The sequence below is a fragment of the Mesorhizobium sp. W067 genome (genome assembly GCF_054719525.1).
Genome location: NZ_JBTTII010000001.1, coordinates 4,806,499 through 4,827,084, shown reverse-complemented (window position 1 = coordinate 4,827,084; position 20,586 = coordinate 4,806,499). Strand labels below are relative to the sequence as shown.

Sequence of the window (20,586 nt, the reverse complement as noted above, 5' to 3'; positions counted from 1 at the left end):
GGAAACGGCTGGCAAAAGGGCTTGCTTGTCACGGCGCGGAAGTCCCCCTATAGGTCGCAGCACCGTGACGGCCGCATGACGGGCCGCCAAGACTTACCGGTGCGGACGGCGATTCGCCAGTGCGCCTTAATATCGCGGAATCATGCTGACGCTTTTCCATCACCCGATGTTCGCCACCTGCCGCTTCGTTCGCCTCGCCTTCGGCGAATATGGCGAGGAGCTGGCGCTGATCGAGGAAAAGCCGTGGACGCGGCGCAAGGAGTTTCTGGCGCTGAACCCCGCCGGAACCTTGCCGATCCTGCTTGCCGAAGGCGACGTGCCGATCGTCGGCGCCATGGTGATCGCCGAATATCTCGACGAGACGCGCGGTGTCCTGAAGCGCGACAAAAGGCTGTTTGCCGAAGACCCTATGCAGCGCGCCGAAATCCGCCGTCTCACCGACTGGTATCTCAACAAGGCCGAAGGCGAAGTCACCCGGCATCTGGTGCGCGAGCGCGTTCTGAAGCCGGTGATGCCGGAAACGTCTGGCGGCGGTTCCCCCGATTCGGCGGCGATCCGTGCCGCGCGCGCCAATATCCGCCAGCATATGAAATACACCAATTGGCTGGCGGGCACCCGCCACTGGCTGGCCGGCAGCAAGGTAACCTATGCCGATCTCGCGGCCGCGGCGACGCTGTCGGTGCTGGATTATCTCGGCGAGATCGACTGGCGCGAGCATGCCGCGGCGCGCGAATGGTACACGCGGGTGAAATCGCGGCCCTCGTTCAGGCCGCTGCTCTCCGACCGGGTGCGCGGCCTGTCGCCGGTGTCGCATTATGCGGACCTCGACTTCTAAAAGCCAAACCCTGCGCGCGTTGATCGACGCCGAGGCGCGGCGCGCCGGCTTCGATGCCGTTGCGGTCACTTCTCCCAACGCGATCCCACTGGCGCCGGGAAGGCTGGCCGAATTCGTTGCCGACGGGTTTCACGGCTCGATGGCGTGGATCGCCGAGACGCTCGAGCGCCGCAGCGAACCCTCGACGCTGTGGCCCGACGTGCGCTCGATCATCGTGCTGGCGATGAATTACGGCCCCGACCACGATCCGCGTGCGCTGCAGGCAAGGCGCGATCTCGGCGCGATCTCGGTCTATGCGCAAAACCGCGACTATCACGAGGTGATGAAGGGCCGGCTGAAGGAGATCGCCGGCAAGATCGTCGCGCGGGCCGGCGGCGACGTGAAGGTTTTCGTCGATACGGCGCCCGTGATGGAAAAGCCGCTGGCTGAGGCCGCCGGGCTCGGCTGGCAAGGCAAGCACACCAATCTGGTCAGCCGCGAGCACGGCTCCTGGCTGTTTCTCGGCACCATCTTCACCACGGCGGAGCTCACGCCAGATTCGACCGAGGTAGACCATTGCGGTTCCTGCCGCGCCTGTCTCGACGCCTGCCCGACCGATGCCTTTCCGGCGCCCTATCGGCTCGATGCCAGGCGCTGCATCTCCTACCTGACCATCGAGAACAAGGGGCCGATCCCGCAAGAATTCCGCGAAAAGATCGGCAACCGCATCTATGGCTGCGACGATTGTCTCGCCGCCTGCCCGTGGAACAAGTTCGCCCGCGCCGCCTCGGAGGCCAAGCTCGCCGCGCGCGATGAACTGCGCGAACCGCCGCTGGCGGAACTGTTGCAGCTGGACGACACGGCGTTCCGGACCTTTTTCTCCGGCTCGCCGATCAAGCGCATCGGCCGCGACCGCTTTGTCCGCAATGTGCTGACCGCCGCCGGCAATTCCGGCGATGTTTCGCTGGCCGGCCCGGTGCGCGATCTGCTTGGCGATGCCTCGCCGCTGGTGCGCGGCGCGGCGATCTGGGCGCTGGCGCGGCTGGTGACGGCCGCCGAATTCAACGGGCAGGCGGCGGTCTACTTGAAAACCGAAACCGACACTACAGTGCAGGACGAATGGCTGTCCGCATTGCCAATCGAGGCGCATGCATGAGCGAAAAACAGGTTTTTATCTTCGGCGCCGGCTATTCGGGCAAAGCCTTTGCACGGGCCAATGCGGAGGCGATTACGATCTTCGGCACCACGCGCTCATCGGAAAAATTCGACGCGCTGCGGCAGGTCGGCATCGCGCCGCTGCTGTTCGACGGCGCCCTAACCCCTGAAATCGGCGATGCGCTGGAAAAGACCACCCATCTCGTCGTCTCGGTGGCACCGGAGGAGGCCGGCGACCCTGTGCTTCTCGCCGCGCGCAAGGCGATCGAGGCGATGCCGGCGCTTCGCTGGATCGGCTATCTCTCGACCGTCGGCGTCTATGGCAATTATGACGGTGCCTGGGTCGATGAAACGGCCGAATGCCGGCCGGTGTCGAAACGCTCGTCGATGCGAGTGGCGGCCGAGCGGGGCTGGCTGCAGCTTGGACTCGAGACCGGCAAGCCGGTGGCCATCCTGCGGCTTTCCGGCATTTACGGGCCGGGTCGCAACGCGCTGGTCAATCTGGAAAACGGCACGGCCAGGCGGCTGGTCAAGCCCGACCAGGTGTTCAACCGCATCCATTGCGACGACATCGCCGGCGCGCTCTGGCACCTCATCGGTGGCAATAGAGGCGGCATTTTCAACATCACCGATGACGAGCCGGCGCCGCCGCAGGATGTCGTCACCTATGCCGCTTCGCTGATGGGCGTCGAGCCGCCGCCGGAGATTCCTTTCGAGACCGCCCAACTTTCGCCCATGGCGCGGTCCTTCTATGGCGAGAACAAGCGCGTCGCCAACGCCGCGATCAAGGCAGCGGGCTACCGGTTCCGCTATCCGGACTACCGCCAGGCGTTCGATCGGATGTGGGCCGACGGCAGCTGGCGCGACGGCGAGCCGCGCAGCCCGATGAAGGTAGATAATCGAAACGCGAGCCCGAGGGTGATATGATTCGATTGTGTTGCGGACTTTTGCAGTGGGGTTCATGACGATTTCGATGCGATCCTTGACCGGCAGACGGCCGTTCCTGACGGCGGCGCTGGCGATCGTGGCGCTGGCCGGGCTGGTGGCGGGCGCAATCACGGCCGAGCCACGGGCAAAAGACCTGTTCGGCGCCAAGAAGCTGCCGGCGGTGGCTGCGGCGCAATCCTTCGGCTTCTATTCAAAGGGCTGCTTCACCGGCGGCGTCGCCATTCCGATGGACGGCCAGAACTGGGAGGTGATGCGTCCCTCGCGCAACCGGCGCTGGGGTCATCCAACGATGATTGCGCTGATCGAGAAGCTGTCGCGCGATGCCGCCGCCGACGGCTGGCCGGGGCTTCTGATCGGCGACATTTCGCAGCCGCGCGGCGGCCCGATGCTGACCGGGCACGCCTCGCACCAGATCGGCCTCGACGCCGACATCTGGCTGACGCCGATGCCCGACCGCAAGCTTACGACCCAGGAGCGCGAAAACATCAGCGCCACGCTGATGGTCGACGACAAGACGCATCTGGTGAAGGACAGGCTGTGGAAGCCGATACATACCAAGCTGTTGAAGCGCGCCGCGAGCTATCCGGAAGTCGAGCGCATCCTGGTCAATCCAGGCATCAAGAAGAAGCTGTGCGACACCGTCACCGGCGACCGTACCTGGCTGAGAAAAATCCGGCCGTTCTGGGGCCATGACTATCATTTCCACATCCGCATCGGCTGCCAGCCGGGTTCGCCCAACTGCAAGGGACAGGAAGCGACGCCCGACGATGACGGCTGCGGCAAGCCGCTGGCCTGGTGGTTTACCGAGGAGCCGTGGCGCCCCAACAAGAACCCGGACGCGCCCAAGGCGCGCGACCTGATGACGATGGCGAACCTGCCGAAACAATGCCAGTTCGTGCTCGACCAGCCCGACGCGGACTCGGCGGAAGCCGTCACCTATCGCGGCGGCGGCGTGCCGATCGCCGCCAGGGCGCCGGAACCCGACGCGCCTCCGCCTATTGCGGGCAATGCGGGCGGCTTGCCAAACGCAGCCAACGCCTTCACCGCCACGCCGGAGATCGGCATTCCCCTGCCAAGGCGACGGCCGCCGGCAAACGTCGGACAGTGATGGCGAACTGACGCTTTCCCTTTCCGGGGCCATGCGCTAGTCAATCGATTGAACACCGGGCGATTGAACACCGGGCGATTGAACACCGGGCGATTGAAAAACCGGGCGATTGAAACGGTCGCAACGGCGCCGCAAAGGGGACGAGCAAGAGCATGTCAGGCGACGACGACACCGCGTTGCGGTTTCCAGTGCTGATCGGCGACATCGGCGGCACCAATGCGCGCTTTTCGATCGTGCTCGACGCAAATTCGGAAGCCGGTGAGCCGCATATCGTGCAAACCGCCAATTTCGCCACCATAGACGAGGCGATCCAGGCGGCGGTGCTCGACCGATCGTCCATCCGGCCGAATTCGGCAGTGCTGGCGATCGCCGGACCAGTCGATGGCGACGAGATCCCGCTTACCAACTGTCCCTGGGTGGTGAAGCCGAAGCAGATGTTTGCCAATCTGGGCCTGGGCGACATCGTCGTGCTCAACGATTTCGAGGCGCAGGCGCTGGCCGTCGTGGCGCTCGGCGAAGAGCATATGGAAAAGATCGGCGGCGGCACGCCGGAGGAGAATGCCGGACGCGTCGTGCTCGGCCCCGGCACCGGCCTCGGCGTCGCCGGGTTGGTTCATGCCCTCCACCACTGGATCCCGGTGCCTGGCGAAGGCGGCCATATGGATATCGGTCCGCGGACGCCGCGCGATTTCGAGGTGTTCCCGCATATCGAAAAGCTGGACGGCCGCATTTCGGGCGAGCAGATCCTGTGCGGGCGCGGTCTGGTCAATGTCTACCGGGCGGTCGCCAAGGCCGACGGCAAGCCGGCGCCGTTCACCACGCCGGCCGAAATCACCGGGGCGGCGCTGGCCAAGACCGACCCGGTTGCCGAGGAAGCGCTGGCGCTGTTCGTCACCTGCCTCGGCCGCACCGCCGGCGACCTCGCGCTGGTGTTCATGAGCCGCGGCGGCGTGTTTTTGACCGGCGGCATCGCGCAAAAGATCGTTCCGGCACTGAAGGAAGGCAGTTTCCGTGCCGCCTTCGAGGACAAAGCGCCGCACAGCGCGCTGATGGCCTCGATGCCGGTCTATGTCATCATCCACCCGCTGGCAGCGCTTCTGGGCCTTGCCGCCTATGCCCGCAACCCGTCGCTGTTCGGCGTCCAGACCGCGGGGCGGCGCTGGCGCACGTAATCCATTTCGTCCCGAACATGGGTCTGTTCCTGGAAATGGCTGCCGCTTTCGTGACCCTGACCTCGAGCCGCGACGAAGTTTCGCCATAGGCAAGCCGTAGCCGGGGCGCTAAGAGGGGGCCGAATTCCAGCCTGGCATCCCTAGATGCCGGTTGATTTCAGATCGAATCGACCTGAAATCATCCGGCTCTAAATCAAAGAGATAGAGCATGATGTCGTCCGAAAACCGCTTCACACTTTTCGGCATCATGCTCTAGCAAACCACGAAGCGCCCGCGATTTGACCGCTCAAAGTCCACTCAAACTGAAAGTCCAGCCAGCTGAGGTCACTGCGGTGCTGCGCCGCATCCTGGCCGAAAACGGTAGTGAATATCGCTGGACCTATGTCGTTGCCATCGGCTGCCTGCTGATTGTTTCCGCCACCACCGCCTTCACGGCGTGGATCATGGCCCCGATGATCAACGAGATCTTCTACGAACGACGCGGCGACATGATCGTCTGGATCTGCGCCGGGTTCATGGCCGCCTCCGTGCTGCGCGGCTTCGCCGGTTACGGCCAGGCGGTCGCGTTGGCCAAGATCGGCAACAATCTGGTCGCCCGCTACCAGAAGCGCAGCTTCGACCATCTGATGAAGCTCGGCGTCGACTTCTTCAACGATACGCGTTCCGGTCGGCTGGCGGCACAGGTCAACGAGAATGTCGGCGGCGTTCGCGATCTGCTGTCGCTGACGCTGACCTCCATCAGCCGCGACGCGGTCTCGCTGATCGCCCTCGTTGGCGTCATGATCTACCAGGATCCGGTGTTGTCGCTCAGCTCGCTGCTGATCGGGCCGCCGCTGATCTGGGCCGTCGTCTACATCACCCGCCGATTGCGGCGCATCAACCGTGAATCGGTGCTGATCAACTCGCGGCTGAACGGGTCCGTACAGGAGGCCACGCAAGGCATCGCCATCGTCAAGGCCTTCACCCTGGAAGCCGAGCTGGCGCGCCGGATCGGCATCATGGCCGATACGGCCGAGCAGCGTAACAACAAGATCGCCCGGGTCGCGGAGCGGCTGTCGCCGATTTCCGAGATTTTGGGCGGTCTCGCCATTACCTCCGTCCTTGCCTATTCCGGCTACCGGGCGCTGGTGCTCGGACAACCACCAGGCGCTGTGTTTTCCTTCATCACCGCGCTGATCATGGCCTACGATCCGGCACGGCGCCTGGCTCGTACGCAGGTCGGTATGGAACGTGCCCTGGTCAACGCCCGGATGATTTACGAGCTGCTCGACCTGGAGCCTAAACAGGGCGATGCGCCCGACGCGGTCGAAGCCAGGATCACCACCGGCGAGGTTCGCTTCGACAATGTGACGTTCGGCTACAGCGCCGACATGCCGGTGATCAGGAACCTGAGTTTCACCGCCGCGGCCGGCAAGGTTACGGCGGTGGTCGGGGCCTCGGGTGCCGGCAAGACGACGCTCGTGGCGCTGCTGCAGCGCTTCTACGATGTCGACAAGGGTTCGATCGAGATCGATGGCCAGGACATTTCCAAAGTCACCAAGCACTCGCTGCGCGGCTCGATCGCCTATGTCTCGCAGGCGCCCTATCTGTTCGAAGGCAGCATACGCGACAACATCCGTTTTGGCCGACTTTCGGCGACCGACGCCGAGATCGAGCGGGCGGCGGTGCTGGCGGCGGCCGACGAGTTCATCCGTCAGCAGCCGCAGGGCTACGACACGCCCGTCGGCGAGGGCGGCTCGACACTTTCCGGCGGCCAGCGCCAGCGCGTCTCGATTGCGCGGGCGATCGTGCGCAACGCGCCGATCCTTTTGCTCGACGAAGCGACCTCGGCGCTCGACAACGAGGCCGAGGCGCGCGTCCAGGAGGCGCTGACCCATGTGATGGAAGGGCGCACCACCATCGTGATAGCGCATCGCCTGTCGACGGTCGTCAACGCCGACCACATTATCGTGCTTGAAGAGGGGCGCCTGGTCGAGGAAGGCACCCATGCCGCACTGATGGCCGATCCAAACAGTGTCTACGCCCGCTTCCACCGCATTCAAGGCAAGAACGGACTGGGGCTTGTCGACGACTCGAAGCCCGTCCAAACTCCGGTCCTGCGCAGCCGCGCCAAGAAGGCGGTGGGGAGAACAGCATGAGCGAATCCGGCGAAATGGGCCTGGTGGTGGTGGGGGCGGCCGGCCGCATGGGCCAGACGCTGATCCGCGCCATCCATTCGATCCCCGGCGCCCGCGTCGTCGGCGCGGTCGAACGAACCGGATCGCCCTATCTCGGCAGGGATGCGGGCGAGCTTGCCGGCATCGGCATCATCAATGTGACGATCGGCGACGATCCGCTGCCGGTGTTCGCCAAGGCCGACGGCGTGCTCGATTTCACCATGCCGGCAGCCACCGTCGAATTCGCAGGCTATGCCGCGCAGGCACGCATTGCCCATGTCATCGGCACCACCGGCTGCTCGGCGGAAGACGACGCCAGGATCGAGGCCGCGGCGCGCCACGCGACGATCGTCAAATCCGGCAATATGAGCCTCGGCGTCAATCTTCTGGCGGTGCTGGTCGAGCAGGCCGCGCGCGCGCTCGGTCCAGAGGATTTCGACATCGAGATCCTCGAAATGCATCACAAGCACAAGGTCGACGCGCCGTCGGGCACCGCCTTGCTGCTCGGCGAAGCGGCGGCGGCGGGACGCGGCATTTCCCTTGCCGGCAACGATGTGCGGTCACGCGACGGCCATACCGGCGTGCGCAAGCCAGGAACGATCGGCTTTGCCAGCTTGCGCGGCGGCTCGGTGGTCGGCGACCACAGCGTCATCCTGGCCGGAACCGGCGAGCGCATCACGCTGTCGCACCATGCCGAGGACCGCGCCATCTTTGCCCGCGGCGCGGTCAAGGCCGCGCTCTGGGCGCGCGGCAAGAAGCCCGGACTTTATTCCATGCGGGACGTGCTCGGCTTGAGCTAAACCATCCATAATTTTGAAGGAGCAAACATGTCGGGAACTCTCGTGCTCGTGCGCCACGGCCAGAGCGAATGGAACCTGAAGAACCTGTTCACCGGCTGGCGCGATGTCGACCTGACTGAGCAGGGCCATAAGGAGGCCAAGGAAGCCGGCCAGAAGCTCAAGGCGCGCGGCTTGAAGTTCGACATCGCCTTCACCTCGGCGCTGATCCGGGCGCAGAAGACCTGCCAGCACATTCTAGACGCCGTCGGCCAGAGCGATTTGAAGACGATCCGCGATCAGGCGCTGAACGAGCGCGACTATGGCGACCTCTCCGGCCTCAACAAGGACGACGCGCGCCAGAAGTGGGGCGAGGAGCAGGTGCATATCTGGCGCCGCTCCTACGACGTGCCGCCGCCCGGCGGCGAAAGCCTGAAGGACACCGGCGCCCGCGTCTGGCCCTATTACCTGCACGACATGCAGTCGCATGTTCTGAAAGGCGGCACCGTGCTGGTCGCCGCGCATGGCAATTCGCTGCGCGCACTGATCATGGCGCTGGACGGCAAGAGCGGCGAGGAGATCGTCAAGCTTGAGCTCGGCACCGGCGTGCCGGTGATCTACAAGCTCAACGCCGATTCCACCGTGGCGTCGAAGGACGTGCTGGAGGGGTGAGGTTTTCGGCCAACGCTTCGCCAAGTCGGCGCTGCCCCTCATTGCCCTGCCGGGCATTTCTCCCCGTATAGTGACGGGGAGAAAGGGCTGGCCGCAGCCTCGGCGCTCTTCTTGTGACGCAGGTGACCGGCGAAAATCATCGATGAGAGCGCCCCTCTCCCCGTCACTGTACGGGGAGAGGATGCCGGCAGGCAGGTGAGGGGCGGCGCTGACCCCCGGGAAACTAAGCCGGCAGGCAGCGGCCCTCGAAAAAGCGCGTTGACACATATCGTTTGCCCGCTTACATGAGCCCGCACCAGCCCAGATGGCGGAATTGGTAGACGCGCACGGTTCAGGTCCGTGTTCCGCAAGGAGTGGAGGTTCGAGTCCTCTTCTGGGCACCAAATTCCCGTTTCGGATAAGTCCGAAATGATTTAGACGCGAAGCAAAAAAGCCCGGTTCCCGGGCTTTTTTGCTGATGGATGACAGATTGTCCAGCGGAGGGTCAATGCGGCGGGCGAACCGCTTTCATTGCTTCTTCTTCGAGTGTCTGGAGCTTCTCCCGAATCTCCTCCGGCTCGGCATGCTCCAAGCCGACGACATCGTTTCTGGTCTCATTCAGCGAAACGATAATCTCATCAAGCTTGGCGTGAATGGCGGCCGTGTCGCGGTAACCCTGGATCAGCACAACGCCGGTGATCACGATGGCCGCTACCGACAATGCGTAGGTGACCACATTCGTCAGGCCGAATGGCACCAACGCAGTACAGAGCAGCATGGCTACAAGAAGGACATAGAAGCCCGGTGGCCGGGATAGAAAGTCGCCCATCACAAAGAGGAAGCGGTTCATATCCAGGCCGCGGTCAAAAATGCCACGAGTGCGGTGACGGCTACGCAAATTGGAATTGCTGCGAGTAAGGCAGCTTCCAGGACCCAAGTTTCCTTGTCGCTAAACATCAGACATCCTCCCGTTCAGAAAACGGCTGCCCGTAGAGCCTTCACAGCGCAGCCAAAGCCCGCCGCTCCTGATCGGAGCGGCGGGCTCGCGCGTTACTCGATGATCTGCACGACCTTGCGCGTGTCGGGATCGACGAGAACCGCATGATCTCCGACAACCGTATACTTGTAGCGGACATCCGGAACGTCGATTGCGTGGAGCTCGACAGTGTCGGGAAGTGCCGTGCCGACGTTGAGTTCGACGCCGAGCAAACTGACTGAGGCCAGCTTCTGCTTATGGATATATTCGCGAACGACCGTCTGTTGTTCGGGCTTGAGAACAATAACATCCTCGGCAAACGAGGTGCCGATGCCCGCCATAAGGACGAGGGCGCCGGCGGCGCTGACGAAATACCTGGTCATGGGAATTTCCTTTTCATAGGTCAGTTTGAAGGCGTGGATACGAGCAGATCAGCCGCCACTCGCAGGGGCTGGGGCAGGTGCCGCAGGCTTTGCAGGTGCAGCCGGAGCTTCCACCTTTGGCGCTTCAACCTTGACGTTGATATCCTTGCCGCCGTCGCCGCGGATATTGATCACGCCGGTAAAAATAAGCAACACTACGACCACAATCAGTGCAAGAACAACAGCAATCGCAGTGCCGCCGCCACCCCCAGAATTAACAACAGTTGGGCCGTCGGCCATGTGTTCCTCTCCTGTTTTATTTAGTTGCATTTGGGAAACGCCTGCCCCGCTTGAACGTTCCGCCTCGGGACTTGGGTCTTAGCTGATATCCGACTTTGGTCTGGTTCGCCGCGGACTGAAGTCACAGGAACAATCTGGCTGATCTCAAGTTCGGTCCCTCGGCGAACAGGCGTGGTGCCGTCGCCGGATTACGCGAGGAGAAAACCATGAAAATCCACTTTGCAAGTGCCGCTGCAGGCTTGTTGCTTTTGGCTGGCGTCGGCAGCGCCGCAGCTCAGGATGTCGTCATCACACCGGAGCAGGATACGGTCGTCCGCGAATACGTGAAAAAGCAGCCGCTGGCTTCGGTGAAGATCCCGGGCGTGGAGCTGAACGTCGGCAGTGCCTTGCCTGATACGGTCGAGCTGCACGAAGTTCCCAACGTCAAATACCGCTATGTCGTGGTCGACAACCGCACCGTCCTGGTCGACCCCGGCACCCGGAAAATTGTGAAGGTCTACGACTGATCGAATAGCTGCCGCCCGCCGCCGGCCATGGCGGCGGGCAGCGGATTTCACATTGCGCTCCAGGATGATCGAAGATGATCGATGACGTCGAGACATCGCCAGCCCTTGATACCCGCCTGGGTTCTCTCAGGGCGAGAATGCGCGATGCGCGCATAACAGAGGCCGACATGAAGACCTTTCAGAAAGTCGCATCCATCATGGTTGGCGGCAGTGGCCGCATCAGCGGCGATGACCTGATTGCAGCGTCGTTCGTCCTCGAGGACCAGCCGGAAGGCTTGTGAGGCGGAGTACTCACGTGTGCAGGCGCCCGCAACGCTGATCCCAAGTGTTCTGGTGCTGAACACATTCCTGCTACGGGCCGGCGTCGAAGGCGTGCCCGCTGGCGAGGTCGCGTCGCGCTCAAGCATCGTCCAGAACACCATGTCGCCGCATGTGACGATACTCGGCCATGCTAGCCGATGCGGGCGCCATAGAAAATCACCGCGGTCGGCAGAACCGGGCAGGCCGGTCCAGAGCGTCGCCACGCCTGTGGTCAGAAATGTCACCGAGGCCAGTTTGGTGCAGATCGGATGATGGTAGCGAGCGATCGCCATATCGACCGTACGGGCGCCGGCCTGGGAAGGACCCACCAGCGCGCCAAGGCCGACCGCCGCGCCCAGCGTGGTCGGCGCGCTGTTTGCCCTGCAACGCGGGGCTATGCTGCATGCTCGCACAAGTTAGCTCCAACTTGAGGCACGGCGTGAAGTCTCGGTGCTTGCCCCCATGATGGCGAGGTACGAAGTCAAAAGCGGTCAATGTGCTTAGCGATCTACAGTCGACTTCAGCCGCCGTTTCGAATGATGGCGCCCCGCAATCACGAGATTTGTCGATAATAATCGATATTAGGCTGTATCCGCGACTATCCCTCATAGTGGGCGATTAGATAAAGTTGATATGATATCCCAGATCGGAGGAGATCGATCCATTCGGGCCGGCATCAGCATGATTGAACCGCAGCTACCGCAAGTTGACAGCGATCATCGGGCGGATCTGGTTTGGTACGAAGTCTTAATACGTCTCACCTAAGGTCCAACTTTGACTTCGGGAGCGCGACGTTCGACAGACATATCTCCGCAGGTTACATTCGCCAGTCAGACAGCGCTCCGCACTCGAATGGATGTCTCTGAATGCCGGGCCTCACGCCTTCACGACCGCACCCGAGAACCTTGGGATGGATGGGCACGACAGCGCTCGCCATGGGTGGCAGCAATCAAAGCCTGTTTCTGATTGCCGCCCTTTTTGTCGGTCAGGGGAATATTCCCGGTCAAGGAAGCGCTGCGGTTCCTTTGCTCGTTGTTGGTCTGCTTCTAGGCTGGGCCGCCGCGCCTGCGTGGACCGAATTGGTTCTCATGTGGCCAAACCGCGTCGGCGGTATCTCTGCAGCGTGCGCCGAAGCCTTCCGACCTTACAGTCCCGTTCTCTCGGCTCTGACGGGCACCTGCTATTGGTGGGGTTGGGTGCCGACCTGCGGACTGACAGCGGTTCTTTCAGCGTCTGCAATCCAGCAATGGTACCTGCCGGGCCTCCCCGTGGAGGCGGTCGCCTGCGGGCTCATCGCATTCTTTACGGCGGTCAACCTGTGTGGAATCAAGTGGGTGGTCCAACTGGCGATCCCGATCGCCACTGCCTCCGCGACGCTTGCGTTTCTCTCATCCCTCGTCCCGGTCATCAGTGGCTCGGTCGACTGGCGGCAGGCGACGGATTTTGCCCTGACCAGCCCGTTTACCGGCCTGTTCGGCGATATCACGTCGGTGATGGCGGGACTGTACCTGATCGGGTTTGCCGCACCGGCATTTGAGGCTGCAGCCTGCCATGTTGGCGAAACCATCGATCCCAACCGCAACATTCCTCTGGCGATGTGGGCCAGCGCCGCAATGGCCGGCGTCTATTTCCTGGTCCTGCCGGTTGTCTGGCTGGGTGTGCTCGGGCCGGAGCCGCTCGGCACCGACCTCGCCATAGCTCTCGGGCCCACCTTTGCGCCCTTGTTGGGGAGTTTCGGCAAGGCGGCCGCCATCTGGCTCATCATGCTGAACATGTTCCATGGAACGTTGCAGCCATTGGCAGGCGCCGCGCGGACCCTTGCGCAGCTGAGCGAAGACGGCCTGCTGCCGAGCTTCCTGGCCAGGCGCACCTCAACAGATTGTCCCTGGGCGGCAACGCTGCTCACAGCTGCTGCGGCAATCGGCTTCATGCTGTGCGGGTATCCGCTCTGGATGATCGCCGCGGCCAATTTTACGTACCTGATCAGCATCTGCATGCCAAACATCGCAGTCTGGCTATTGCGCCGTGACAGTCCCGAAGCCGAGCGACCCTTCCGGGCTCCCAGGGGAACCATCATCCTTGGCGTAGGCGCGGCTGCAATATGGCTGTTGACCGCCATACTGGGATTTCAGCAATTTGGCCTTCCTACCGTCCTGTTCGGTCTGGCTTTGGCATATTCGGGTGCTGCGCTCTACGCCTGGCGCACGATGGAGGATCGATACGCACTCGGTCTACAGTTGCTGCCACATACGCTTCACCTGAAGCTTACCGGAGCCATGCTTTTTGTGCTCGTGCTTGACGGTGCCGGCTATTTCCTGGCGATCGGCAGCGTTCCCCAAGGCGACACTTCATTGGTCGCCGCGCTGGAGGACATTTTTGTCGTTGTCGCGCTGCTGACCATCAGCGTTGGCCTGATTTTGCCGGGAATGATCACCCACTCGGCAACCGAGGTGAGCAACGCGGCAAAGCGTCTGACATCCGGAACGCTGAAGGACTTCTCTCTCGCCATGGTCGCCTTGGGGCGGGGAGACCTCGCGGCGGCGCACGCCTCCGTGAACATCATGCCGGTTACCGTAAACTCTCGTGACGAACTTGGAGAGATGGCCGAAAGCTTCAATCTGCTCCAGGACAAGGTGAGGGAAGCCGCCCACGGCCTGGACGACGCGCGCGAGAACATGAACGTAGCGCGCACCGAACTGATGGCACGGCACGAGGAAATCGCGCATCTCGCGCACCACGATCCGCTTACCGGCCTGGCGAACCGAGCCGCGCTTGCAGCACACCTGGCCACGACGCTCGAGCGTGCAAAAGCAACGCACGCCAGCTTTGCCGTCTTCAGCATCGACCTTGACCATTTTAAAGAGGCGAACGACGTTTTCGGGCACGCCGCCGGCGACGATCTGCTTTGCACCATTTCCCGGCGTCTCCAAACCGCGGCGCCTGAGGCCTTTATCGCGCGCATGGGTGGCGACGAATTCACGGTTGTCCTGGCCATGGATGACCGGTCCGCGAGTGCCAAGGACGTTGCGGACCGTCTGTTCGAATCGGCGGCAGGCAAATTCGAAATCCGGGGCCAGCACATTTCGATCGGGGTGAGCATCGGGGCGGCGATCTATCCGAAAGACGGAGAGAATGCAGCGGCGCTGATGGCAAATGCCGACGCAGCGCTCTACCGGGCCAAGGCGGACGGTCGTCGAATGGTGCAATTCTTCGATCCTGAGATGGATAAGCGGCTAAGAGAGCGCTACGCCTTGCAGCGAGATTTGCGCTCTGCGGTCGCCCATGGCGAACTTGTGCTTCATTATCAGCCGCAAGCCAGGATGGACGGCGAAATCTTCGGCTTCGAGGCACTCGCCCGATGGCACCATCCAAAGCATGGGCTCATCTCCCCAAACGCGTTTGTCTCGCTTGCCGAACAGGATGGAACGATCGTTGAGATAGGTGAATGGACGCTCAGGCAGGCGTGCAGAGACGCGGCCTCCTGGCCCTCACCGCTGCAGATCGCCGTGAACCTCTCTCCCGTGCAATTCCGTTTCGGGGACCTGGTAGGCCTCGTTCACTCTATCCTCTACGAGACCGGCCTTGCTCCGGGGCGGCTGGAACTGGAAATCACGGAAGGGGTTCTCATCCGCGACCGGGCAACTGCCTTGTCGGTTTTGCGGAGGTTGAAGGCGTTGGGCGTCAGGGTCTCGATGGATGATTTTGGCACGGGATATGCCTCGCTGTCCTCGTTGCAGGCGTTTCCATTCGACAAGATCAAGATCGATCGCAGTTTTGTTTCGGGTGTCGGTTCGAATGTCCAATCGGCGGCCATCGTGCGCACGATACTCAGCCTGGGGAATGCGCTGGCCTTGCCTGTCATCGCGGAGGGTGTCGAAACAGAGGACGAGCGTGCCTTCCTGATGAGGGAAGGATGTCCCGAAATCCAAGGATATCTGGTGGGGCGCCCGCATCCGATAGCGCTCTACAAAGATGTGACGAATGGGCTTTCGCCAGGATCTGCCTTCGGGGAGCCCGAGGATACCACCGCACCTCAGGCGCTTGGCGTAACGCGATAGCCGCGGCGCCGTCCGTCGGCGCGCTGCTCTTGCAGCATACTGGTGAGCGAGGACTGCTGGCGGTACTGCTCGGGCTCGCCCTTATAAAGGTCGCACTTGTCGGCGCACTGTTTGCCTTGCAGCGCGGGGCATGCGAAGCATCCGCACCAGCTGGCGCGGGAGCCACCTCCCCTTCCGGCCAGTCCCCGAACAAACCACTTCAAACCCGGCCGTCTCGGCGCTACGTTCGCACCTATGGCCCCACCCACCCAGCCGATCACCGTCACCCGCCGCGACCAGATGTTTCCCATCCTGGGCGACGCCGATATCGAGCGCATGCGCCGGTTCGGCGAGGCAAGTTCCTATGCCGCCGGCGAGCATATCGTCACCGCCGGCACCGTGGCGCCGGGGCTGATCGTCATCCTGTCGGGCACGGTCGATATCACCCAGGATGTCAGGCCCGGCCGGCGCGAGACCATCGTCACCCATGGCCCAGGCAATTTCATCGGCGAGCTGGCGCAGCTTTCCAGCCGGCCGTCGCTGGTCAATGCGGAGGCGGCCGAGCCGGTCGAGGCCTTCGTCATCCCCTCGCAGCGGCTACGCGACCTGATGGTGCAGGAGGCAAGCCTTGGCGAGCGGATCATGCGGGCGCTGATCCTGCGCCGCGTCGGGCTCCTGGAAAGCGGCAGCAGCGGACCGATCGTCGTAGGCCCGGCCGGCAATGGCGACACGCTGCGGCTGCAGGGGTTTCTGCGCCGCAGCGGCCAGCCGCACCGCGCGCTCGATTCCGACAGCGACCCGTGCGCCAAGACGCTGATTGAGCATTTTCATGTCGACCCGCATCATCTGCCGATCGTGCTCTGCCCCAACGGCAAGCTGATGCACAATCCCGGCGAAACCGAACTTGCCCGCTGCATCGGCCTGCTGCGGCCGATCGATCCCGACATGGTCTATGACGTCGCCATTGTCGGCGCCGGGCCGGCGGGGCTGGCGGCCGCGGTCTATGCGGCATCCGAAGGGCTGTCGACCATCGTGCTCGATTGCCGCGCCTTCGGCGGCCAGGCCGGCGCCTCCGCGCGCATCGAGAACTATCTGGGTTTCCCCACCGGCATTTCCGGCATGGCGCTGATGGCGCGCGCCTATAACCAGGCGCAGAAATTCGGCGTCGAAATAGTCATCCCGGACGAGGCCAAGCTGCTCGGTGCAGCAGGCGAGGGCTACACGCTCACCGTCGGCGACGGTGAAAGCCTGCGCGCACGCACCGTGGTGATCGCCAGCGGCGCCCGCTACCGCCGCCTCGGCATCGCCAAGCTGGCCGAGTTCGAGGGCACGTCGGTGCATTACTGGGCCTCGCCGATCGAAGCGCGGCTATGCACAGGGCAAGAAGTGGCGCTGGTCGGCGCCGGCAATTCGGCGGGGCAGGCGGCGGTCTATCTCGCCAGCCAGGTGCGCAAGGTGACGATGCTGGCGCGCCGCGGCGGCCTCAGGGAAACCATGTCGCGCTATCTGGTCGAGCGTATCGAGGCGCAACCCAACATCGAGGTGCTTGGCGAGACCGAGATCGAGGCGCTGGAAGGCGAAGGCGGCAATCTCACCCGGTTGCGTTGGCGCAACCCCGGCGGCGTCGAGACGCGGCCGATCCAGCATCTCTTCCTGTTCATCGGCGCCGACCCCAACACCGATTGGCTGGCTGGGTGCGATATCGCGCTCGACGCCAGGGGCTTCGTGCGCACCGGCGCCGACATAGGGGCGGGCCAGATGGAGACCAGCCGCAGCGGCGTGTTCGCCATCGGCGACGTGCGCTCCGGCTCGGTCAAGCGGGTCGCCGCCGCCGTCGGCGAAGGCGCCCAGGTGGTGGCTGCCTTGCACGCGTATCTCGCGCGACCCAACGCAGCAGCGCCCGAACTGGCCAGGAGAGCATAATGGATGAATGCAAACACACGCGCGACATCAAGACGGTGACGCCGAGCGCGCTCGGCTGCGAGGAGTGCCTGAAGAGCGGCTCCATGTGGGTGCATCTCAGGCTGTGCCGCACCTGCGGCCATGTCGGCTGCTGCGACGACTCGCCCAACCGCCACGCCACCAAGCATTTCCACGCCACAAAGCACCCGATCATCGAAGGCTACGACCCGCCGGAAGGCTGGGCATGGTGCTTTGTCGACGAGGCGTTCATCGACCTGGAAGGCGACGTGACGCCTCAGAACGGCCCGATCCCGAAGTTTTTCTGAGGCGGCCGACTGTCGGCCGACCGCTGCGCCTATTTCACCGAGCCAGTAACCGTGCGGTCTATGGCATTGGGATTGTGGTCGTTGCCGGCAAGTGCGGCAATGATCAGAAGACTGGCGACGACCGGGACGAACAGGATGGCCACGCGGGCCTGCACATAAAAAATGGCGCGCCATTCGCTGCGCTTTTCCGGGTTGTTGTCCATCACACTCACTCTCGCCATGCCTCCCCAGGCGGGACATAGCGGCGAAGGGTTAAGCAAAGGCTGCTGAATGTGTTAACGCGCGGCGGATTGGGATTAATCTCCACGGTCAGCGCCGCCCCTCATTGTCATCGGTACGCATCCGGTACGCCTACCCCCGCAGCGCCTGGTCCAGGTCGGCGATCAGATCATCGCCATCCTCTATCCCCGCCGACAACCGCACCAGCGAATCCGAAATGCCGATTTCCGCGCGCTTTTCGGCCGGGATCGAGCCGTGGGTCATCAGCGCCGGGTGTTCGATCAGGCTTTCGACGCCGCCGAGGCTTTCAGCCAGTGTGAACAGTTGCGTCCGTTCCAGGAAGCGTTTGGTGCCGGCGAGGTCGCGGTCGAGGTCGACCGAGATCATGCCGCCGAAGGCATGCATCTGTTGGACGGCGATGGCGTGCTGCGGATGGCTGGCCAGGCCGGGATAGACGACGCGGCGCACATCTTTTCGCGCCTCCAGCCACTGCGCAATCTTCAGGCCGTTCGTGGAATGCCGCTCCATCCTGAGCGCCAGTGTCTTGATGCCGCGCAGCGCGAGAAAACTGTCGAAGGGACCGGAGATGGCTCCGATGGCGTTCTGCAGGAATTTCAGCTGGGCGGCGAGGTCCTTGTTGTCGCCGACGATGGCGACGCCGCCGACCATGTCGGAATGGCCGTTGAGATATTTCGTCGTCGAGTGCACGACGATGTCGATGCCGAGTTCCAGCGGCCGCTGGATGTAGGGGCTGCAGAACGTGTTGTCGGCGACCGTCAATACGCCCTTGCGCCTGGCGAGTGCCGCAACGCCTTCGAGGTCGACGATGCGCAGGAGCGGATTGGTCGGGGTTTCAACCCAGAGCAGTTTTGTCTCCGGACGGATCGCTGCTTCCACCGCCGCCAGATCAGTGAAGTCCACAAAACTCACCTGCAGATTGGCCGAGCGCTTGCGCACCCGCTCCATCAGCCGGAACGAGCCGCCATAGATGTCGTCGGTTGCAACGATATGGGCGCCGCTGTCGAGCAGCTCGAGCACGGTCGAGATCGCCGCCAGGCCGGAAGCGAATGCAAAGGCGGCCGAGCCGCTTTCGAGATCGGCCACCCCGCGCTCGAAGGCGAAGCGGGTCGGGTTCTGGCTGCGGGCGTACTCAAACCCCTTGTGCACGCCGGGCGACTGCTGGCCATAGGTCGAAGTCGCGTAGATCGGCACCATCACCGCGCCGGTCAGCGGGTCATGGCTCTGGCCGCCATGGATGGTGCGCGTGGAAAAAGCCAGGCGGTTCTTGCCCGATGGGGATGTTTCAGCAGTCATCGTGCGCGCCTCAAATGGTTGATCAGGTCGATACGGGTTATCAGGCCGACGAACTCGTCGCCATCGAAGATGATGGCGACCTCGTTGCGGTCGAACACCGGCAGCAGCGCATCCAGCGTCTGGCTGGCCTGCAGCGTGTGCAGATTGGAGGTCATGGCGGTGCGCACCGGGGCGTTGAAGCGGTCCCAGCGGCCGTCATAGGGGCCGTCGACCTTGGCCAATATATCGCCCTCATCGATAATGCCGACCAGCTTGCCATTGTCCAGCACCGGCAGCTGCGAGACATCGGAGCGGCGCATGCGGCCATAGGCGTTGAGCAGGCTTTCGTCGGGGCCGACATAGACGGTGTCGCCGGTGCGGTGCGAGCGCATGACAAGGTCGCGCAGATCGCCATGCTGTTCCTGTTCGGCCAGCCCCTGTTCGGCCAGCCAGAAATCGTCGAACACCTTGGACAGATATTTGTTGCCGCTGTCGCAGACGAAGGTGACGACGCGTTTCGCTGTCGTCTGCTCGCGGCAATAGCGAAGCGCGGCCGACAGCAGCGTGCCGGAAGACGAGCCGGCGAGAATGCCTTCCTTCGAAAGCAGGTCCCGCACGGCCAGCATGCTCTGCTTGTCTGGGATGGAATAGGCTTTCCTGACCAGCGACAGATCGGCATTGGGCGGCACAAAATCCTCGCCGATGCCTTCGACGGTCCAGCTGCCGGCCTCTTCCATCTTGCCGGTCTTGATCAGCGGCGCCAGCACCGACCCCACCGGATCGGCCAGCACCATTTCGGTCTTCGGCGATGTTCTGGCGAAGTAGCGGCCAAGCCCGGTCAGCGTGCCGCCGGAGCCGACGCCGACGACCACGGCGTCGAGGTCGCCATCGAGCTGGGCAAGGATTTCCGGTCCGGTGGTGGTCTCATGCGCCTCGGGGTTGGCCGGGTTGGCGAACTGGTTGGCGTAGAAGGCGCCGGGCGTTTCCGATGCGATCTTCTCGGCCATGTCCTGGTAATATTCGGCATGGCCCTTGCCGACATCGGAGCGCGTCATGCGCACTTCGGCGCCGAGCGCGCGCAGATGCTGGATCTTTTCGCGCGACATCTTGTCGGGCACGACGAGGATGATGCGGTAGCCCTTGGGGATGCCGACCTGGGCGAGGCCGAGACCGGTATTCCCGGCGGTCGCCTCGACGATGGTGCCGCCGCGCTTCAGCTTGCCTTCCTTCTCGGCCGCGGCAATCATCGACAGCGCAATGCGGTCCTTGATCGAGCCGCCGGGATTCTGGCTTTCGAGCTTGATGAACAGCCGGCACTTGCCGGTGTCGAATTTGGTCAGTTCGACCACCGGCGTCTGGCCGATGAGGTCGAGCACCGAGGCGTATGGCGGACGCAGGCGCGATAACGTGCCGTCCGAACTGCCTGGCGCAGCTTTTCCGTGCTCGCTCATGTCGATGTGCTCCCTTGAACAAGCGACCGCCTCGGGGGCAGAGCGGCAGCGTAGCTTCTTTTCCGGCCGTTTGCAGTCGGAAAGAAGGTAGATCGTGCCAATCAACCGGCGAGAGGGGGAATGGAATTCCAGTT

General features: G+C 63.3%; 19 protein-coding genes and 1 tRNA gene. 14 read left to right on the top strand and 6 right to left on the bottom strand.

The features are described from left to right. The first annotated feature begins 142 nt into the window (after positions 1-142). The 9 genes from ACYG97_RS23555 to ACYG97_RS23515 all read left to right on the top strand — a co-directional run bounded on the left by ACYG97_RS23555 (position 143) and on the right by ACYG97_RS23515 (position 9,184). Positions 143-835 (top strand): glutathione S-transferase family protein, encoded by a 693-nt coding sequence (locus tag ACYG97_RS23555; protein WP_023732811.1) that lies wholly within the window; start codon positions 143-145, stop codon positions 833-835. Then, the gene (queG, locus tag ACYG97_RS23550; protein ID WP_023732812.1) at positions 816-1,970 is read left to right on the top strand and encodes a tRNA epoxyqueuosine(34) reductase QueG; all 1,155 of its coding nucleotides are present in this window, start codon (positions 816-818) and stop codon (positions 1,968-1,970) included. The genes ACYG97_RS23555 and queG overlap by 20 nt, the downstream gene beginning before the upstream one ends. Further along, on the top strand, positions 1,967-2,896 hold the full coding sequence (locus ACYG97_RS23545; protein ID WP_023687563.1) for an SDR family oxidoreductase: 930 nt from the start codon (positions 1,967-1,969) through the stop codon (positions 2,894-2,896). Before queG ends, ACYG97_RS23545 begins: the two co-directional genes overlap by 4 nt. Before the next feature lie 46 nt (positions 2,897-2,942). Continuing rightward, positions 2,943-4,025 carry a penicillin-insensitive murein endopeptidase gene (gene mepA / locus ACYG97_RS23540; protein ID WP_373420153.1) on the top strand — a complete coding sequence of 361 codons (1,083 nt, stop codon included), beginning with the start codon at positions 2,943-2,945 and terminating at the stop codon, positions 4,023-4,025. A gap of 152 nt (positions 4,026-4,177) precedes the next feature. Continuing rightward, complete coding sequence (locus tag ACYG97_RS23535; RefSeq protein ID WP_023687565.1) at positions 4,178-5,197, top strand: glucokinase; 1,020 nt, start codon at positions 4,178-4,180, stop codon at positions 5,195-5,197. A 278-nt stretch (positions 5,198-5,475) separates the two neighbouring features. Continuing rightward, entirely contained in the window at positions 5,476-7,335 is a 1,860-nt protein-coding gene (locus ACYG97_RS23530) for an ABC transporter ATP-binding protein (protein WP_023687566.1), read from the top strand. Beyond that, positions 7,332-8,153: a 4-hydroxy-tetrahydrodipicolinate reductase gene (gene dapB, locus ACYG97_RS23525; protein WP_023687567.1), complete on the top strand. Its 822-nt coding sequence runs from the start codon at positions 7,332-7,334 to the stop codon at positions 8,151-8,153. Before ACYG97_RS23530 ends, dapB begins: the two co-directional genes overlap by 4 nt. Positions 8,154-8,180: 27 nt before the next feature. Beyond that, a complete protein-coding gene (locus tag ACYG97_RS23520; protein WP_023672068.1) occupies positions 8,181-8,801 on the top strand; it encodes a 2,3-bisphosphoglycerate-dependent phosphoglycerate mutase in 621 nt (206 codons plus the stop codon). Between the two features lie 298 nt (positions 8,802-9,099). Continuing rightward, positions 9,100-9,184, top strand: a tRNA-Leu gene (locus ACYG97_RS23515). A gap of 101 nt (positions 9,185-9,285) precedes the next feature. Here ACYG97_RS23515 and ACYG97_RS23510 read toward each other — a convergent pair. The 3 genes from ACYG97_RS23510 to ACYG97_RS23500 all read right to left on the bottom strand — a co-directional run bounded on the left by ACYG97_RS23510 (position 9,286) and on the right by ACYG97_RS23500 (position 10,418). Beyond that, positions 9,286-9,630 (bottom strand): low affinity iron permease family protein, encoded by a 345-nt coding sequence (locus ACYG97_RS23510; RefSeq protein WP_023672069.1) that lies wholly within the window; start codon positions 9,628-9,630, stop codon positions 9,286-9,288. Between the two features lie 200 nt (positions 9,631-9,830). Beyond that, complete coding sequence (locus ACYG97_RS23505; RefSeq protein ID WP_023672071.1) at positions 9,831-10,139, bottom strand: DUF1236 domain-containing protein; 309 nt, start codon at positions 10,137-10,139, stop codon at positions 9,831-9,833. Positions 10,140-10,187: 48 nt separating this feature from the next. Next, on the bottom strand, positions 10,188-10,418 hold the full coding sequence (locus ACYG97_RS23500; protein WP_084023692.1) for a hypothetical protein: 231 nt from the start codon (positions 10,416-10,418) through the stop codon (positions 10,188-10,190). A 206-nt stretch (positions 10,419-10,624) separates the two neighbouring features. On the opposite strand from ACYG97_RS23500, the gene ACYG97_RS23495 reads away from it, so the two are divergent. The 5 genes from ACYG97_RS23495 (at position 10,625) to ACYG97_RS23475 (ending at position 17,489) form a co-directional block, all read left to right on the top strand. Beyond that, on the top strand, positions 10,625-10,924 hold the full coding sequence (locus ACYG97_RS23495) for a DUF1236 domain-containing protein (protein WP_023687568.1): 300 nt from the start codon (positions 10,625-10,627) through the stop codon (positions 10,922-10,924). A gap of 74 nt (positions 10,925-10,998) precedes the next feature. Beyond that, positions 10,999-11,205, top strand: a complete 207-nt coding sequence (locus ACYG97_RS23490; RefSeq protein ID WP_023681214.1) for a hypothetical protein — start codon at positions 10,999-11,001, stop codon at positions 11,203-11,205. Between the two features lie 885 nt (positions 11,206-12,090). Next, positions 12,091-15,282, top strand: coding sequence for an amino acid permease (locus tag ACYG97_RS23485; protein ID WP_084023693.1), 3,192 nt, complete (start codon positions 12,091-12,093; stop codon positions 15,280-15,282). A gap of 234 nt (positions 15,283-15,516) precedes the next feature. After that, complete coding sequence (locus tag ACYG97_RS23480) at positions 15,517-17,184, top strand: FAD-dependent oxidoreductase (RefSeq protein ID WP_023732814.1); 1,668 nt, start codon at positions 15,517-15,519, stop codon at positions 17,182-17,184. Then, on the top strand, positions 17,184-17,489 hold the full coding sequence (locus ACYG97_RS23475; protein WP_023672079.1) for a UBP-type zinc finger domain-containing protein: 306 nt from the start codon (positions 17,184-17,186) through the stop codon (positions 17,487-17,489). The genes ACYG97_RS23480 and ACYG97_RS23475 overlap by 1 nt, the downstream gene beginning before the upstream one ends. A gap of 29 nt (positions 17,490-17,518) precedes the next feature. Here ACYG97_RS23475 and ACYG97_RS23470 read toward each other — a convergent pair whose 3' ends face one another. The 3 genes from ACYG97_RS23470 to ACYG97_RS23460 form a co-directional block, all read right to left on the bottom strand. Beyond that, on the bottom strand, positions 17,519-17,710 hold the full coding sequence (locus ACYG97_RS23470) for a hypothetical protein (RefSeq protein ID WP_196814107.1): 192 nt from the start codon (positions 17,708-17,710) through the stop codon (positions 17,519-17,521). Between the two features lie 130 nt (positions 17,711-17,840). Then, positions 17,841-19,022 carry a trans-sulfuration enzyme family protein gene (locus ACYG97_RS23465; protein ID WP_023681210.1) on the bottom strand — a complete coding sequence of 394 codons (1,182 nt, stop codon included), beginning with the start codon at positions 19,020-19,022 and terminating at the stop codon, positions 17,841-17,843. Next, positions 19,019-20,452 (bottom strand): pyridoxal-phosphate dependent enzyme, encoded by a 1,434-nt coding sequence (locus ACYG97_RS23460; RefSeq protein ID WP_023687574.1) that lies wholly within the window; start codon positions 20,450-20,452, stop codon positions 19,019-19,021. Before ACYG97_RS23460 ends, ACYG97_RS23465 begins: the two co-directional genes overlap by 4 nt. Positions 20,453-20,586 lie beyond the last annotated feature (134 nt).